At 55.5% G+C, this 14,767-nt stretch carries 12 protein-coding genes; 7 read left to right on the plus strand and 5 right to left on the minus strand.

Going from position 1 to position 14,767, the window contains the following annotated elements; all coding sequences use genetic code 11:
• Positions 1–8: 8 nt before the first annotated feature.
• Complete coding sequence (locus J2S31_RS10585; RefSeq protein ID WP_237099059.1) at positions 9–2,201, plus strand: M1 family metallopeptidase; 2,193 nt, start codon at positions 9–11, stop codon at positions 2,199–2,201.
• A 106-nt stretch (positions 2,202–2,307) separates the two neighbouring features.
• Entirely contained in the window at positions 2,308–3,738 is a 1,431-nt protein-coding gene (locus tag J2S31_RS10590; protein WP_237099060.1) for an esterase/lipase family protein, read from the plus strand.
• A 25-nt stretch (positions 3,739–3,763) separates the two neighbouring features.
• Here J2S31_RS10590 and J2S31_RS10595 read toward each other — a convergent pair whose 3' ends face one another.
• Positions 3,764–4,639, minus strand: coding sequence for a hypothetical protein (locus tag J2S31_RS10595; RefSeq protein ID WP_237099061.1), 876 nt, complete (start codon positions 4,637–4,639; stop codon positions 3,764–3,766).
• A gap of 55 nt (positions 4,640–4,694) precedes the next feature.
• Complete coding sequence (locus J2S31_RS10600) at positions 4,695–5,186, minus strand: hypothetical protein (protein ID WP_237099062.1); 492 nt, start codon at positions 5,184–5,186, stop codon at positions 4,695–4,697.
• Between the two features lie 180 nt (positions 5,187–5,366).
• On the opposite strand from J2S31_RS10600, the gene J2S31_RS10605 reads away from it, so the two are divergent.
• The 5 genes from J2S31_RS10605 (at position 5,367) to gltX (ending at position 10,864) form a co-directional block, all read left to right on the plus strand.
• Entirely contained in the window at positions 5,367–7,286 is a 1,920-nt protein-coding gene (locus J2S31_RS10605) for a GAF domain-containing sensor histidine kinase (protein ID WP_237099063.1), read from the plus strand.
• Between the two features lie 21 nt (positions 7,287–7,307).
• Entirely contained in the window at positions 7,308–7,964 is a 657-nt protein-coding gene (locus J2S31_RS10610) for a response regulator (protein ID WP_237099064.1), read from the plus strand.
• 343 nt (positions 7,965–8,307) lie between these two features.
• A complete protein-coding gene (locus J2S31_RS10615; protein ID WP_237099065.1) occupies positions 8,308–8,709 on the plus strand; it encodes a hypothetical protein in 402 nt (133 codons plus the stop codon).
• A gap of 108 nt (positions 8,710–8,817) precedes the next feature.
• Positions 8,818–9,258 carry a hypothetical protein gene (locus J2S31_RS10620; protein ID WP_237099066.1) on the plus strand — a complete coding sequence of 147 codons (441 nt, stop codon included), beginning with the start codon at positions 8,818–8,820 and terminating at the stop codon, positions 9,256–9,258.
• Positions 9,259–9,451: 193 nt separating this feature from the next.
• The gene (gltX, locus tag J2S31_RS10625; protein ID WP_237099067.1) at positions 9,452–10,864 is read left to right on the plus strand and encodes a glutamate--tRNA ligase; all 1,413 of its coding nucleotides are present in this window, start codon (positions 9,452–9,454) and stop codon (positions 10,862–10,864) included.
• Positions 10,865–11,039: 175 nt separating this feature from the next.
• Here the strand turns inward: gltX and J2S31_RS10630 are convergent, their stop codons facing one another.
• The 3 genes from J2S31_RS10630 to J2S31_RS10640 all read right to left on the minus strand — a co-directional run bounded on the left by J2S31_RS10630 (position 11,040) and on the right by J2S31_RS10640 (position 14,727).
• Complete coding sequence (locus tag J2S31_RS10630; RefSeq protein ID WP_237099068.1) at positions 11,040–11,438, minus strand: endonuclease domain-containing protein; 399 nt, start codon at positions 11,436–11,438, stop codon at positions 11,040–11,042.
• 256 nt (positions 11,439–11,694) lie between these two features.
• Complete coding sequence (locus J2S31_RS10635) at positions 11,695–12,915, minus strand: hypothetical protein (RefSeq protein ID WP_237099069.1); 1,221 nt, start codon at positions 12,913–12,915, stop codon at positions 11,695–11,697.
• Positions 12,916–13,026: 111 nt separating this feature from the next.
• Entirely contained in the window at positions 13,027–14,727 is a 1,701-nt protein-coding gene (locus tag J2S31_RS10640; protein WP_237099070.1) for a glutamine--tRNA ligase/YqeY domain fusion protein, read from the minus strand.
• Positions 14,728–14,767 lie beyond the last annotated feature (40 nt).

Genomic DNA, 14,767 nt, shown 5'->3' on the forward strand with positions numbered 1-14,767 from the left:
TCTGATAAATGAAACGCTTTTTCTTTTTCACCCTCATCCTGGCCTGGCTGGCGGCAAGCGTTCCCGCATTCGCGCAGTCGTTCCATCGCCCCATCAACCACAAACTGTCGGTGACGCTCGACCCGGACCGGCATCATGCCGAGATCGAGGACACCCTCACCCTGTACCCCAACTCGCTTTCCGCCGAATCGCTGGCGTTCACCCTGCACGCCGCATACAACATCATTAAAGTCGAAATCCCGCACCAGGGTGAATGGAAGACGGAGGTGACGAAGGTGGAGGACTCCGCCGGGGACCTGCCGCCGCGCCAGCGCATCCTCATCCAGAAACCCGATGGCAAACGATGGCCGGATTTTCTACAGGTGCTGTTCCGTTATGAAGGGCGATACCATGATCCCCTGCGCCCGGAAGGCGATTCGGGGGGAGAGGCGGTTCCCGGTGAAGAGGATGAAAAAGACACGGGGATTTTTCTGTCGTCGGAGAGCTATTTTTACCCGCGGCTGGAAAGCGCTTCGGGCGAACCGCTCATGACCTTTGCGCTGGGCGTGGCGACGCCGCGCGACCTGAAAGTCATCAGCCAGGGCAAGCGCATCCGCGAGACCACACACAACGGTCCACGTCACACACTCTGGCAGTGCGACGACCCGATGCAGGAAATCTACATCGTCGCCGACCGCTACATCGAGTACAAGGACCGCTACGAGGACGTCACCCTCTACGCCTTCCTGCGCGCGCCGGATGAGGCGCTGGCGCAGAAGTACCTCGACACGGCGAAAAGTTACATCCGTTTTTACGACCGTTTGCTTGGCGAGTATCCGTTCGTCAAGTTCGCCCTGGTGGAGAACTCGGTGCAGACGGGTTACGGCATGCCGTCGTTCACCCTGCTGGGGTCGCGCATCATCCGCTTCCCATTCATTCTGCACACTTCTTTTCCACATGAGATCCTGCACAACTGGTGGGGTAACGGAGTGTATGTGGATGCCACCGGCGGCAACTGGTCGGAGGGCCTCACCGCTTACCTCAGCGATCACCTCCTGCAACAGCTGGACGGCCACGGCCCCGACTACCGCTTTCAGCAGTTGATCAAGTACCTGAACTACGTCAACACGAGCAACGAAATTCCCATCGCAAAATTCATGTCGCGGCACAGCATGGCGTCGCAGGCCATCGGTTACGGCAAACTGCTGATGGTGCTCAACATGCTGAGGCTGGAAGTGGGCGACAAGATTTTCCTGGAAGCGCTGGCGGATTTTTATTTCACGCAACGCTTTCACCGCGCCGGGTTCGAACACCTGCGCGCGCATTTCGAGCTGTACCACGGCCGGAGTCTGGATACCTTCTTCCGCCAGTGGATCGAGGAGAAAGGCGCGCCGGAACTGGAACTGGCCCACACCACGGTGGAGCCGTTTCCCGACGCGTACCGCCTGACGCTGGAGATCAAACAGAAACAGGCCCGGCCGCTGTTCGCTTTCAAACTGCCGGTGGCGGTGTGGTATGAGGGCGCGGAGCAACCGAAGATCGAACTGGTGCCGATCGACGCCCAGGCAGTGCAACACGTCAACGTGTTCGTGGAAGGCGAACCGAAGGCCGTCATGCTCGATCCCTATTACGACGTGTTCCGCAAACTTTCCCGGAAAGAAGTGCCTGCCAGTATCGGCCAGACGTACGGCGACGGCAAGGCGGTGGCGGTGATGCCCAGCGTGTCGTCGCGTGATCTGATCGAGGGGTTCCACGCATTCGCCGCGTCGGTGGACAACCTGTCCGACATGGTTCTCGACCAGGTGTACAAGTTCGGCGGTGGCACGGCGACGTGGGTGTTCGGTCGCCACAACCTGAGAGCGCAAGCCCTCCTCCCCAAGCTGGCAGAGTACGGCGTCTATCCCGGCGAACTCGGCATCACCGTGAACGGCAGACTGTATATGTATGAAGAGAACAGCTTCATCTTCACCGTACCCAACCCCGAAAACCCGGAGCATTCCGTGACGTGGGTGATCCCGCACACCGCCGCCGCGCTTCCGGGCCTCATGCGCAAACTGCCGCACTACGGCAAGTACGGATATCTCGTATTCTCCGGGAACGCCCCGGACAACGAGGCCAAAGGCGTGTGGCCCGGCGACCGGAGCGGGTTGATGACCACCTTCGTTGCAGGCGACTACAGCCTGCCGCCACGCCCGCCGCTCACCTCCACCCGGCCGGAGTGACCGCGCGAGCCATCTAAATTTGGCCTTCCCCTGTTCCTGAAGTATAATTTCCGTATTCCAATGTATCGCCCCTCACCGTTTCAACCGTTCCGGAAAGGACTCCACCATGGCCAAAGACACCACCCTGATCATCCACGGCTGGAGCGACTGCTCCAACTCGTTCAAAAAACTGAAGCAGTTTTTGATCGATAACAAAGTCGGCACGGTGCAGACCATCCTTTACGCCGACTACGAATCGCGGGAGGACAACATCACCTTCAACGACGTGGTGGACGGCCTGAACGACCAGATGATCGAAAACGGCCTCATCGACGCCGACGGCAACAAGCTGCAGGACGTGAACGTGATCGTGCATTCCACCGGCGGGCTGGTGATCCGCCACTGGATCTGGCAGTACTACCACGAGCGCATCGAGCAATGCCCGGTGAAGCGTTTGGTCATGCTGGCCCCGGCGAACTTCGGCTCACCTCTGGCGCACCGCGGCAAATCGTTCATGGGAAGCCTGTTTAAAGGAAGATGGAAGATCGGCGACATGCTGGAAGTCGGGCGCAACCTGCTGAACGGGTTGGAACTGGCCAGCCCCTACCAGTGGGACCTGGCGCATGAAGACGTGTTGCGGGAGGAACCGTATTACAACCGCGGGCAGATCCAGACCACCATCCTCGTCGGCTTGAAAGATTACGAGGGCCTGCGCGGCTGGGTGAACAAGCCGGGCACCGACGGCACCGTGGTCATCGCCGGCACCTCCCTCGACACCGCCAAGCTGGTGCTCGATTTCTCCCAATCCGGCAGGGACCCGGCCAAACAGCACCACGACTGGGTGTACCAGAACCCGCCGGACGATTTCGGTTTCGGCGTGATCGCGGGAGTGGATCACGGCTCCATCGTCGAACCGACCTCGCCCAAGGCCGGCGACAAAGGCATGGTCGGCGGACTCGTCCTGCGCGCGCTCACCACCAAGACGCCCAAGGATTTTGAAAAGCTGGTCAACGACCTGGAACAGTACACGGAAAGCTGTTACCAGAAAACCGGGAAACCGCGTTTCCAGCAGTTCGTTCTGCATGCGGTGGATGACCTGGGCGATTCGATCAAGGACTTCACGGTGGAGTTTTTCATTTTTCGTCCGCACCGCCTGTCGAAAAAAGGACTGGCCGACGATTCCAAAATGGACAAGCTGGAAAAGGAGCTCAGCCAGGAAGTGCACGAAATCCTGACCTCCAACTTTCACACCAACCAGACGGACGCCAGCTTCCGCCGGTTCCTGGTCGACCTGGAGGAAATCCGCGCCTTCTTGAACAAAGCGGAAGAAGCTTTGAGCGCCAAGCCCGCACTCAGCATGCGCGTGCACGTGCCCAAAGTGGACGACGGGATTCAGTACGAGAACAAGGACCTCGAGAACATCGTGATCCACGACACCAGTGGCACGTTGAAACCGCCGAAGAATTTCTTCTACGAAAACACGACGACGTTCATCGAACTGCGCGTCAACCGCTTCAACAACTACGTGCACATCGGCGTGCAGCCGCGCAAGCACTGAGCGCGCCAACAAGAAACGGTGTGACTCAACGTGCGGTTGGGTGCGTCGGCATCCGGTAGTGTCCGGCAAATCCCGCAGAGGAAATGCCGACCGGCAGGTAGCGCGCGGCGATGGCCGCCAGCGTATCGCGGTATTCCTTATTCAAGGAAGCCGGATTCACCTGCGCCATGGCGGCGGGAAGCGGTGTTTTCAGGGTGCGCGCGCCGTCGGGGGTGCCGTCGCCTTCGATAAAGTGGTCGATCACCACCCCCACGATGCCCGTCTTCGCCAGCCTCTCGAAAAACGCATCCGGGAAACGCACCGGATACAATGGCGCCATGCAGGCCACCGTATCGATGCCTGCCTGCGACAACTCGCGCAACAGGCAAATGCGGTCTTCCAGACTGACAGGAGGCGGCGGCATGCCGGGCAGGTGTTCGATGTCTCCTTCGATGGAAACGTGCACGCGCAGGCGGCAAAGCCGTGACAGGGAATGCACACGCTTGAGGTCTTCGCGAATGCCCGTGGTGTGCGTTTGCAGGATCAACTCATCCGGCGGCGCGTCGTGCATGGCTTTCAACAACGCGCGCGTGATGCGAAACTTTTTTTCCGCCGCCTGCCAGGGCTCGGTGGAGCTGGAGAGAAAAATGGAGAACCGTTGCGACCGCTTGTGCGCCCACTGGCGTTCGGTACCAACGGTACGGAGGTACACTTCCGCGGCGTTGGTTTTGACGTCGAGGAATCCGCCCCACTCGCGGCCACGCGTCAGCCACGGATTGAAGCGCACGTAGCACGCCGCGCCGCAGGCGGATTTGCCGAGTCCGCACCCGGTGTAGGGGTTCAGCGAATGCGAACACACGGTCTTCAGGTAACCGGTGGCACGGGTCAGGATGGACCGGCACTCCACTTGCGTAATCTGCATGGGTTCATGCTCTCCTTTTCAGTCGCGCCGTAAAAAACAACCACGCTCCTGCCGATCACCGTGGCTCGTTGCCCTCCCACCACTTGCCCCACTTGACCGATGAAATGTTCTGGCTGAACTGCGGCGCCGCATGGAAATAAATTTCCACCCCTCCGGATTGCTCGTCGGCAGGACGCGTCACCCATTTGTTTTCGGGAAGCAGGTCCAGGTTGATCAACCACACTTTGCGGTTGTCGGTTTTGCGGATCACCAGGAACCCGCGGTCCTTGCGGTACTCAAAGAGTCCAAACAGGGTGACGGTTTTTCCCGGCCCGCCTTCCAAAGTCAGTGTGTATCGCCCCTGACACCAGTAGTCGCGGAAGTCCTTCATGCTGGCCACGTCTTTTCCCGATTCAACATCGTACAAACCCTGACATACCAGCTTCCTCGCATCCTCAATTTCAAACAAAGGTTCTTTATAAAGGATGAGTTCGCCGCGCTGTTCCAAGGCAAACGCAGGGGGAGCAAAAGTCCACAAAACCAAAATGATAAGAAATCTTGTCTTCATGGCACCACGATGTCCTTCCGAAAATTTGCATTCCTGCTCAAAAGACTACCCCAAAAAATTCGAGACGGACAAGGAAAACCACTTTTCACACAGATAAGTTGCACGGGGGTGTTGCAAATTGATTATAATGCGGGATCAAGCATCTATCCCACAGACTTACCTTCTATTGGGTACCTTGATATGGAAACACGACCGGAATTCGTAAAATTATTATGGGGCGTTCTCGCCGCCTTTTTGTTCGTCATCGACCTGGTATTGCCGGAAGGCACGATCGACGGGTTTTTTTACGTGATTCTGGTCCTCGCCGCTCTACGCATTCGCCATAAGAATTTCCTGATCATGGCCACGCTGCTGGCCACGATGCTGAACATGATCGGATTTTATCTTGCGCTGGATGGTCCCAACCTTTACCAGGAACTCCTCGACCGGCTGGGATCGACCCTCACCATCTGGCTTGCGGGTTGGCTGTGTCTGGTCCAGCAGAAATCCGAGGACCACGCCTACCAATTGCTTCAAAGGCAAAGTTCGTTCGTGCAATTGCACAAGGACATCGCCGTGGCATCCAACGAAACGCGGGCGGTGGAGGAAACGTTGCAGTATTGCCTGCGGCGCATCTGTCACCAGGCGGGATGGCCGGTGGGCCACCTGTACCTGGTGGACTCTCCCTCCAATCCCAATCTGATTTCCACCACAACGTGGCATCTGGAAAATCCGGAGCAGTTTCAAACGTTCCGTTCCGTTTCGGAAGGCACGGTTTTCGATGTCGGCATCGGGCTTCCGGGCCGCGTGCTGGCCAACGGCAAGCCGGCCTGGATCATCGACGTCAACAAAGACCCCAACTTCCCGCGCGCGCGCCTGTCTCCCAACATCGGCGTCAAAGCCGGGTTTGCGTTTCCCATCCTCATCGGCAGTGAGGTGGCGGGCATCATGGAATTTTTCTCGCCGCGCGCGGAACCGCCGAACGACGACATGCTGGAAGTCATGGGCCACATCGGCACCCTGCTGGGCCGCGTTCTGGAGCGTAAGCGCGCCGAGGACGAACAGGAACAACTGCTTCACTTTTTGAAGGAACGCGTCAACGAACAGACTTGTCTCTACAACGTCGCCAACCTGATCGCCAACACCAAAACCATCCGCGAGGTGTTCAACAACCTTCAATCATACGTGGCGTCGGCCTGGCAGTTCCCGGAGATTACCCGCGTGAAGGTCGTGTTCGGGGAAGAGGCTTTCGCCCCGCCGGATTTCCGTGAAACGCCGTGGACCATGTCCGCACCGCTGACCATCCACGGTGTTCAACAGGGATCGCTGGAGGTCTGTTACCTGGAGGAAAAGCCGGACCTGGACGAAGGTCCCTTTCGCAAGGAAGAACGGCATCTGCTGGACGGACTGGCGTATTTGTTGAGCGTCGCCGCCCAACGCAAACTGGCGGAAGAGGAAATCGAACGATCGCGCCAGCAGCTGCGCAATCTCTACAACAAACTGGAAACGGTGCGCGAGGAAGAGCGGTCGCGCATCGCGCGCGAGATTCATGACGAGATGGCGCAGGTGCTGACCACAATGAAACTGGAAGTGGCACGGCTGTGCAAGAAGCTGGAAGTGAGCCATCCGGATCTCAAGGAAAACGCAGAAACGGTGATCGAGTTGATCGACCAGACCATCCCGACGGTGAAGCAGTTGATTCACGATCTGCGCCCACCGATCCTCGATCATTTCGGCCTGGAAGAGGCCATCTCGTGGCAGGGGCAGGAGTTCGAGCGCCTGACCGGTATTCAATTCGAATTCGATTGCGACAGTGAGCCGGAAAACCTCGACAAGGAACGGTCGACTACCTTGTTCCGCATTTTTCAGGAAACGCTCACCAACGTCGCGCGTCACTCCAAAGCGGAGAATGTGAGCGTGAAACTGAGTGACGAAAATGGTATGGTATCATTGTGTGTTCAGGATGATGGGGTGGGGATCACCCCGGATAGGCTGAAAAATGGCCATTCTCTCGGCATTCTGGGCATGCAGGAACGCGCACGGGTCTGGGGGGGCTCTGTGAATTTTGTCAGCAAACCCAATGAAGGGACGCTGGTAACCATCAACATCAGCAGAAACTAATTTAGGATAGGAGCTGAATTTATGACCACTGAAGTCCTGACCTCCAAGAAAAAGATCAGAATCATGATCGCAGATGATCACCCCCTGTTTCGCCGTGGACTCAAAAACGCGTTTTCGGAAACCCCAGACATCGAAATCGTCGCGGAAGCCGACAACGGCAACGACGTCGTGGACAGAATCCGCGACCAGGATTTGAACCTGGTGATCCTCGACATTTCCATGCCGGGCAAAGACGGTCTGGAAGTGGTCAAACAAATCAAAACGGAATACCCCAAACTGCCGATCCTCATCATGAGCGTGTACCCGGAAAACCAGTACGCGGTGCGCTTCATCAAGGCGGGTGCGGCGGGTTACCTCACCAAGGAAAGCGCTCTCGACACGTTACTGCATGCCGTGCGCAAGGTGTCCCAGGGGGGCAAGTTCGCCAGCCCGGAAATCACCGAACGGCTGGCTTTCGATTTCCTCGAAACCAACAAGCCGTTGCACGAAACCCTGTCGGACCGCGAATACCAGGTGTTTCTCATGATTGCACGCGGCAAGTCGTTGACGGAAATTGCCAATGAATTGTCATTGAGCGTGAAGACCATCAGCACGCACCGGTCCCGCATTCTGGAAAAAATGAAAATGAAAAAGAACGCGGAACTGATTCATTACGCAATCAATTACAGCCTCATCTAACCAAAACGCGGTAACATTTTTCCCCACCTCTGGGTTTTCAAACAACGAAACCCCACCCTTTTGCTTCACCCCTTCAAGTCGAAAAAATACGACACAAGATAGGAATTAGACCCAGACAGAAGCACCCCAAAATGGTTTCGAACAATTCTATCTATAGTAGGTTAAATTCCTACATTAAAAATAGGCGTTCACTGATAGTGAACCTTCTCTCCTTTTATTAAACTCCTTCTTACTTGGAATCTCAGTATTGGGCATAACAATCACTTTGCTCTTTTCGAAATTGCGTTTGTAAGTATTCAGGCTATGAGATTCTGAACGGCGCAGATCGAAGGAAAGGAATATTGTGACGCCATTTTCCCGAAAAGCCCTGCTTGCCGCGACCATCACTGCGGCCGCACTGTTCATCACCACCGTCCAGGCCGGTGCAGGAGCTAACCTCCTCCGGACCATCTCCCTGACCTCTGTGGAAGGAGATGCCACCGACTTCACCTTTAATGTGCCTGCCGGCAAATCGGTGCGTGTTCAAAACGATTTAGACCGTGTGCTCCACAATACTTCTATTGCGCGAGTCAACCCGGATAAAAATATGGTTCGTGTTCGGGCCTTTCAGCCAGGCCAATCCATGGATCTCGAATTCACCTCTCAGGGAACCTATCGGATTTGTTATGAATGGATGCCTGAACACACCACCGTTTTTCAACAATCCTGTGTTCGTGTCAACGTGGTCAAGCTCCAGTCCACGTAAGAATTCCTGAAGCTACAGCGGGGAGCAAACTTTTAGTTAGAGAGTTCATTTAGTCATTTAAACGTTTCATTTTTATTATCCTCACATCACGATGAAAGGAGCCGAGGAATGAAAAAGATTTCTTTGCTGACTGCTCTGTGCGTTGTTGCCTTCAGCGGCACGGCGTTCGCCGGTACCATCAAACCCGGTGAATCCACGTCCTGCAACGATGCCAAACAAATCACCGTAGAAGTTCAGACCATCGCAAACAAAACCGCAGGTGAGTTCGGCCACACCGCAAACGATCGCGGCACCGCAAGCCTGGTGGTATGGAAATCCTCCAACGCCACCACCGTGCCCCTGACCTTGGGCCCGAACGACAGCAACGTTTCCCTGACCACGACCGACCACGGTAAGGTTGGTATCAAGCCGATGGGCGAAATGGGCCGCAACAAGGTTGTGCTGACCAGCCAGCCGGCTTTCAGCCGCGGTGACTCCATTGGTGACATCAGCGGTCTGGTACGGTTCACCAACACCGGCACCAACTCCGTAACCGTTACCTGTCAGTAATCAGTAAATCAGTACCCCTGTGGGAGTAACATTCGAGCTCTAACCGTTACAGCGGACACTCCCTTACCCAAGGAAACAGCCGGCACGCCCCTGCCGGCTGTTTTTTTGTGCCCTCACCTTGGCAACCCCCGCCCGTTTGGTGTACAACTGTTCTTCACATTCCACCCGTTTTGATTGAGGACCCCACAGCACCATGAACGATACCCAGAAAGTCCGCGTCCGTTTCGCGCCCAGCCCTACCGGCACCCTGCACATCGGCGGCGTGCGCACCGCCCTGTTCAACTGGCTCTACGCCCGCCACCACGGCGGCACCTTCATCCTGCGCATCGAAGACACCGACCTCTCCCGCTCGACCGACGAATCCATCCAGGAAATCCTGAGCGCCATGCAGTGGCTCGGCCTCAACTACGACGAAGGCCCGTTCCGCCAGATGGAGCGGCAGGACCGCTACCGCGAACAGGTGGCGAACCTGCTGAACGCGGGCAAGGCCTACCGCTGTTACTGCACGGCCGAAGAACTCGAAGCCAAACGCAAGGCCCAGCAGGCGGCGGGTGAGAATCCACGATACGACGGCACCTGCCGCAACCGCACCGACCAGCCCACGGATCAGCCCCACGTCATCCGCTTCAAAGCGCCGAAGGAGGGCACCGTCACCGTCAAGGACATCCTGCGCGGCAACGTAAACTTCGAGCTGAAGGAAATGGACGACATCATCCTGCAACGCACCGACGGCACGCCGACGTACAACTTCGTCGTCGTGGTGGACGACGCCGACATGCAGATCACCCACGTCATCCGCGGCGACGACCACCTGTCCAACACGCCAAAGCAGGCCTTGCTGTACGACGCCTTAGGCGCGGCGCGGCCCCGGTTCGCGCACATCTCGATGATCCTCGGCCCCGACAAAACCCGATTGAGCAAACGCCACGGCGCGACCTCGACCCTCGAATACAAAAAGCAGGGCTACCTGCCGCACGCGCTCATCAATTATCTCGCGCGGCTCGGCTGGTCGCACGGCGACCAGGAACTGTTCACTCTGGAGGAAATGATCCAACACTTCGCGCTGGAGAACGTCACCATCTCCGCCGCCGTGTTCAATCCGGAAAAACTGCTGTGGGTGAACGAGCAATGGATCCAGACCAGCCCGCCGGAAGAACTGGCGAAACACCTGGAACCGATTTTGGTGCAGGAGGGATTGCTGGACGAGGGACATGGCCGTTCGATGGACGAGATTGCGCGCATCATCCCGCCGTTACAGAAACGCGCCAAGACGCTGGTGGAGTTGGCCCACGGCGCCGCGTTTTATTTTAAGGACGAGGTGGAGTTCGACGAGAAGGCGAAGGAGAAGTTTTTGACCACTGAGGTGAAACCGTGGTTCGAAAAGTTGGTTGCGGGGTTGGAGAAGATGGACGAGCCCTTGGAGCACGACGCCGTCGAGGCCCTGTTCAAGCAGGTGATCGAGGAGGAAGGGATTAAATTGAAGAACCTGGCTCAGCCCGTGCGCGTCGCCCTCACCGGCCAGACCGCCTCCCCCGGCATCTACGACTTGTTCTTAATGCTGGGCAAGGACCGCTCCATCACTCGCCTGCGAAATGGGATTCAATAATGCGTCCCCTGGCTGACTCTCTATAGCGACTTCCTTTTTACCCCTTCCTCTCCCCTCGCTGAGGGGCACAGTTATTCTCCCCTTTGCGAAGGGGTTTAGGGGAATTTTACCTATAGGGCACCTTCCTCTCCCCTCGAAGAGGGGACGCCGTCGTTCCCCCTTGTAAGGGGGGGGGTTAGGGGGGTTCTTCCTTAATTTGTTTGATGATTTTTGCAACCTCTCCCAGCACACCTTCAATGTTTCTCATCACCTCGTGATTGGTGAACCGGCACACCTTCAACCCTTGTGACTCCAGCCGTCTGGTCCTCTCTTGATCCTTCCTCTTGGCCTCATCTGAGCCATGCGTGTCTCCATCGATCTCGACGACCAGCCCGAGTTGGTGGCAATAGAAGTCGACGATATACGATCCGATGGGTTTTTGCCGATTGAACCGCGTTTCTTCATAAAAGGGCATCTGGCGCAAGTGGTTCCAGAAATGTTTCTCGGCGGGCGTGGAATGGAGACGGAGTTCGCGGGCTTTATTGAGCAGGGATTTATCGTAGGGTAAATGGGGTTTTATGATTTTGCGCCGCATGATTTCAAAGATAAAAGAGAGCGTCGAAAGTTCAAAGGTAACCCCCCCCCTAGCCCCCCTTACAAGGGGGAACCGGGCTCACGCCCGAACGGGATGCGGCAATACAGATTGATCGCCACCAGCAACTCCTCCGCTCCTCAGAATTCATCTAAAACCGTTGTAAGGTGAATAGCACACTGAGCACATTCCTTCATACATATCGACTGCGCCTCAATCACTCACACATCTATGAAACTGCTTCTAGTGTAAGTTTATTTCAAGTCGATACCTGATTAATTCTCTCAACAGTTTCTTGAATTAATTCCAACCATTCTTCTTCTTTTTTTAATGTTTCTGATATAGCTGGCAGGTCATTATTTTTCTTCACATGCCATACCCATAAATTCCCTGATTTAATGACCTCGCCATCAATTAAGGAAGCCAGTCTCTCCAAATATTGTTCCCCAATTTCACGATGTCCTATTCTATCCGTCTTCTCCAAAAAGTAATTGGTGTGAATCTTTCCATCTTTCCTAAAGGTTGCGAAGTTGAAATTATAGTCACTTGAATTGTCCCAATGAAGCATCAAGGATGAATCACCAAACTTTATATAGAACCCTAAATCTTTACATTTCTCAATAAAATCTGGCAATAGTTCAACAGCACTAGGATCAGCTATTTTTAGGTCTTTATAAAACTCCTCTTCGGTTATTTTAATTCGCGTCCCACCTGCAGGACGTGACTTAGTTTCAAGAGCAAGAGATTCTGACACCATTGACTCGTGTTCAAGCCGTATAATAGTTCTTTCTATTTCGACCGTGCGGGCAATAATCCTTGGATGCACAAGAAATCCCTTACCAAGAGCTTCAGGAAGCTCAAAGACTGTTTCCTCAATCAAGGCAAAGGTAAAATTTAAATGCCCATAATTATTTAAGAATTCGGAGATACTTTCAACACTCCCCTTGATTCCATCGCCGACTATCAGAACTAAAAACCGACCTTTCTTTAAATTTCTGGAAACGGTGTCCACAAATAATTCTTCTTCCATGTCTTCTGACTCGGAGTTGGCATGCGCAAACAAATTAGAAATTTCATTCTTAGAAGATTTTCTGACCGCCTCTTCAAGGTCCCCATAGCCCCACTTACTTAGCTCCTTGGCATAATCCAAAATTTGCCCGACCACTTCTCTCCGAGCCTCTGGATTGCGCCATAGTTTGCATTCAACAAGTGTTAACATTCCCTTAGGATTAAAAAATAAAATATCTAAAGGCCCAGCGGGGGTTTGCAATTCCTGACAGACTGGAATAAGAGGTGAAAATGCGGGCTCAATTTCATCAACAGGCAACAAATTTGGATTTTCAAATAGAAGTTTTTGTAGCCATTTTTCATTGAATGAATTCTCAGCACTCCCATCTAGACGGACTTGATTTAATCGCTGAGATTTACCATCTTTAATCAAATTGGGAGTTCCATGTTGACGGTTTCCGTTCCCGGCCATTTAGGTTCTCCAATAAGCAAAAATAATTTTATTTTGAAAAATGTTTGGACCTTAAAACGACTCTAAATTGAACTTACAACTTGGGTTCTCCATATTAACACTGCCAATTTTTCACCCCTTCTTTTGAATCTTCGCCCAGGTGTCGCGGAGGGGGACGGTGCGGTTGAAGACGGGTTTGCCGGGCATGGAATACTTGCTGTCCACCACGAAGTACCCCATCCTTAAAAACTGAAACCGCTCGCCGGGCTGGGCTTCTTTCAAACACGGCTCCAGTTTGCAGTCGGTCAACACTTCCAAAGATTCGGGATTGATGCTGGCGGGGATTTCGATATCATCGGGGTCTTCGTTCACGAACAGGTGATTGTACAGCCGCACTTCGGCGTCGTACGCGTGCTGTGCCGAGACCCAGTGCAGGGTGCCCTTCACCTTGCGGCCGTCGCTGGCCTGGCCGCTCTTCGTCTCCGGGTCATAAGTACAGCGCAGTTCCACCACCTCACCCTGGTCGTTCTTCACCACTTCTTCACACTTGATGATGTAGGCGTGCTTGAGGCGCACCTCGCGGCCCGGCGCAAGACGGAAGAATTTTTTCGGCGGGTCTTCCATGAAGTCTTCCTGCTCGATGTACAACTCGCGGCTGAACGGCACCGTGCGGTGACCCGCCGCCGCGTCTTCCGGATTGTTCTCCGCCTCGAGGTCCTCCACCTGTCCTTCCGGGTAATTGGTGATGACCACCTTGAGCGGATGCAGAACGGCCATCACCCGGGTGGCGATGAAGTTGAGCTGTTCGCGGATGCAGAACTCGAGCAAACCGAGTTCCACCGTGCTGTTGGACTTGGCGACGCCGATGCGCTCGCAAAAATCGCGGATCGACTCCGGCGTGTAACCGCGCCGCCGCAGACCGCTGACCGTCGGCATGCGGGGATCGTCCCATCCGTCCACATACCTCTCCTTCACCAGTTGGAGCAACTTGCGCTTGGAGAGCACGGTGTGCGTGAGGTTGAGTCGCGCGAACTCGATCTGCCGCGGATGAAACACGCCCAGCGCGTCGAGGCACCAGTCGTACAGCGGACGATGGTCCTCAAACTCCAGCGTGCAGATGGAATGCGTGACGCCCTCGATGGAGTCCGACTGCCCGTGCGCCCAGTCGTACATGGGGTAGAGGCACCACGCGTCGCCGGTGCGGTGGTGCGGCGCTTTCAGGATGCGGTACAGCACCGGGTCGCGCAGGTTCAGATTGCCCGACGCCATGTCGATCTTCGCGCGCAGGACCTTCGCGCCGGTGTCGAACTCGCCTTGCTTCATGCGCGCAAACAGGTCGAGGTTTTCCTCGACCGATCGGTTGCGATAGGGACTGTCCTTGCCCGGTTCGCTCAGCGTGCCGCGGTGCTCGCGGATCTCGTCGGCGTTCAGATCATCGACGTACGCCTTACCCGCCTTGATGAGTTGCACCGCCCAGTCGTACAACTGCTGAAAATTATCGGACGCGTAGTATTCCTTTTCGCCCCAGTCGAAACCGAGCCAGCGCACGTCTTCCTTGATCGACTCGACGTACGCGGTTTCCTCTTTGATCGGATTGGTGTCGTCGAAGCGCAGGTTGCACCGGCCGCCGAACTCCAGCGCCATGCCAAAGTTCAGGCACACGCTTTTGGCGTGGCCGATGTGCAGGAAGCCGTTGGGCTCCGGCGGGAAGCGGGTGACGACCTTGCCGCCGAAGCGGCCGCTGGCGTTGTCTTCCTGAATAAAACGCCGCACAAAGTGCGACGGCTGGGTGGATTCTTCGGGGGATTCGGATGGGTTTCGGGTTTCGTTCATGAGTCTCGCGGGTTAAAGGAGGTTCGGGCTGTTCAACACG

Origin of the sequence: Nitrospina gracilis Nb-211, assembly GCF_021845525.1 — a bacterium.
In the GTDB taxonomy this organism is placed as follows: domain Bacteria; phylum Nitrospinota; class Nitrospinia; order Nitrospinales; family Nitrospinaceae; genus Nitrospina; species Nitrospina gracilis_A.

What these genes read in the sequence shown, in the direction of transcription:
- J2S31_RS10635 (WP_237099069.1), bottom strand. Translation starts at nt 12,915, where the DNA reads ATGGCCGGGAACGGAAACCGTCAACATGGAACTCCCAATTTGATTAAA.
- J2S31_RS10630 (WP_237099068.1), bottom strand. Translation starts at nt 11,438, where the DNA reads ATGCGGCGCAAAATCATAAAACCCCATTTACCCTACGATAAATCCCTG.
- J2S31_RS10605 (WP_237099063.1), top strand. Translation starts at nt 5,367, where the DNA reads ATGGAAACACGACCGGAATTCGTAAAATTATTATGGGGCGTTCTCGCC.
- J2S31_RS10620 (WP_237099066.1), top strand. Translation starts at nt 8,818, where the DNA reads ATGAAAAAGATTTCTTTGCTGACTGCTCTGTGCGTTGTTGCCTTCAGC.
- J2S31_RS10585 (WP_237099059.1), top strand. Translation starts at nt 9, where the DNA reads ATGAAACGCTTTTTCTTTTTCACCCTCATCCTGGCCTGGCTGGCGGCA.
- J2S31_RS10600 (WP_237099062.1), bottom strand. Translation starts at nt 5,186, where the DNA reads ATGAAGACAAGATTTCTTATCATTTTGGTTTTGTGGACTTTTGCTCCC.
- J2S31_RS10590 (WP_237099060.1), top strand. Translation starts at nt 2,308, where the DNA reads ATGGCCAAAGACACCACCCTGATCATCCACGGCTGGAGCGACTGCTCC.
- J2S31_RS10610 (WP_237099064.1), top strand. Translation starts at nt 7,308, where the DNA reads ATGACCACTGAAGTCCTGACCTCCAAGAAAAAGATCAGAATCATGATC.
- J2S31_RS10640 (WP_237099070.1), bottom strand. Translation starts at nt 14,727, where the DNA reads ATGAACGAAACCCGAAACCCATCCGAATCCCCCGAAGAATCCACCCAG.
- gltX (WP_237099067.1), top strand. Translation starts at nt 9,452, where the DNA reads ATGAACGATACCCAGAAAGTCCGCGTCCGTTTCGCGCCCAGCCCTACC.
- J2S31_RS10595 (WP_237099061.1), bottom strand. Translation starts at nt 4,639, where the DNA reads ATGCAGATTACGCAAGTGGAGTGCCGGTCCATCCTGACCCGTGCCACC.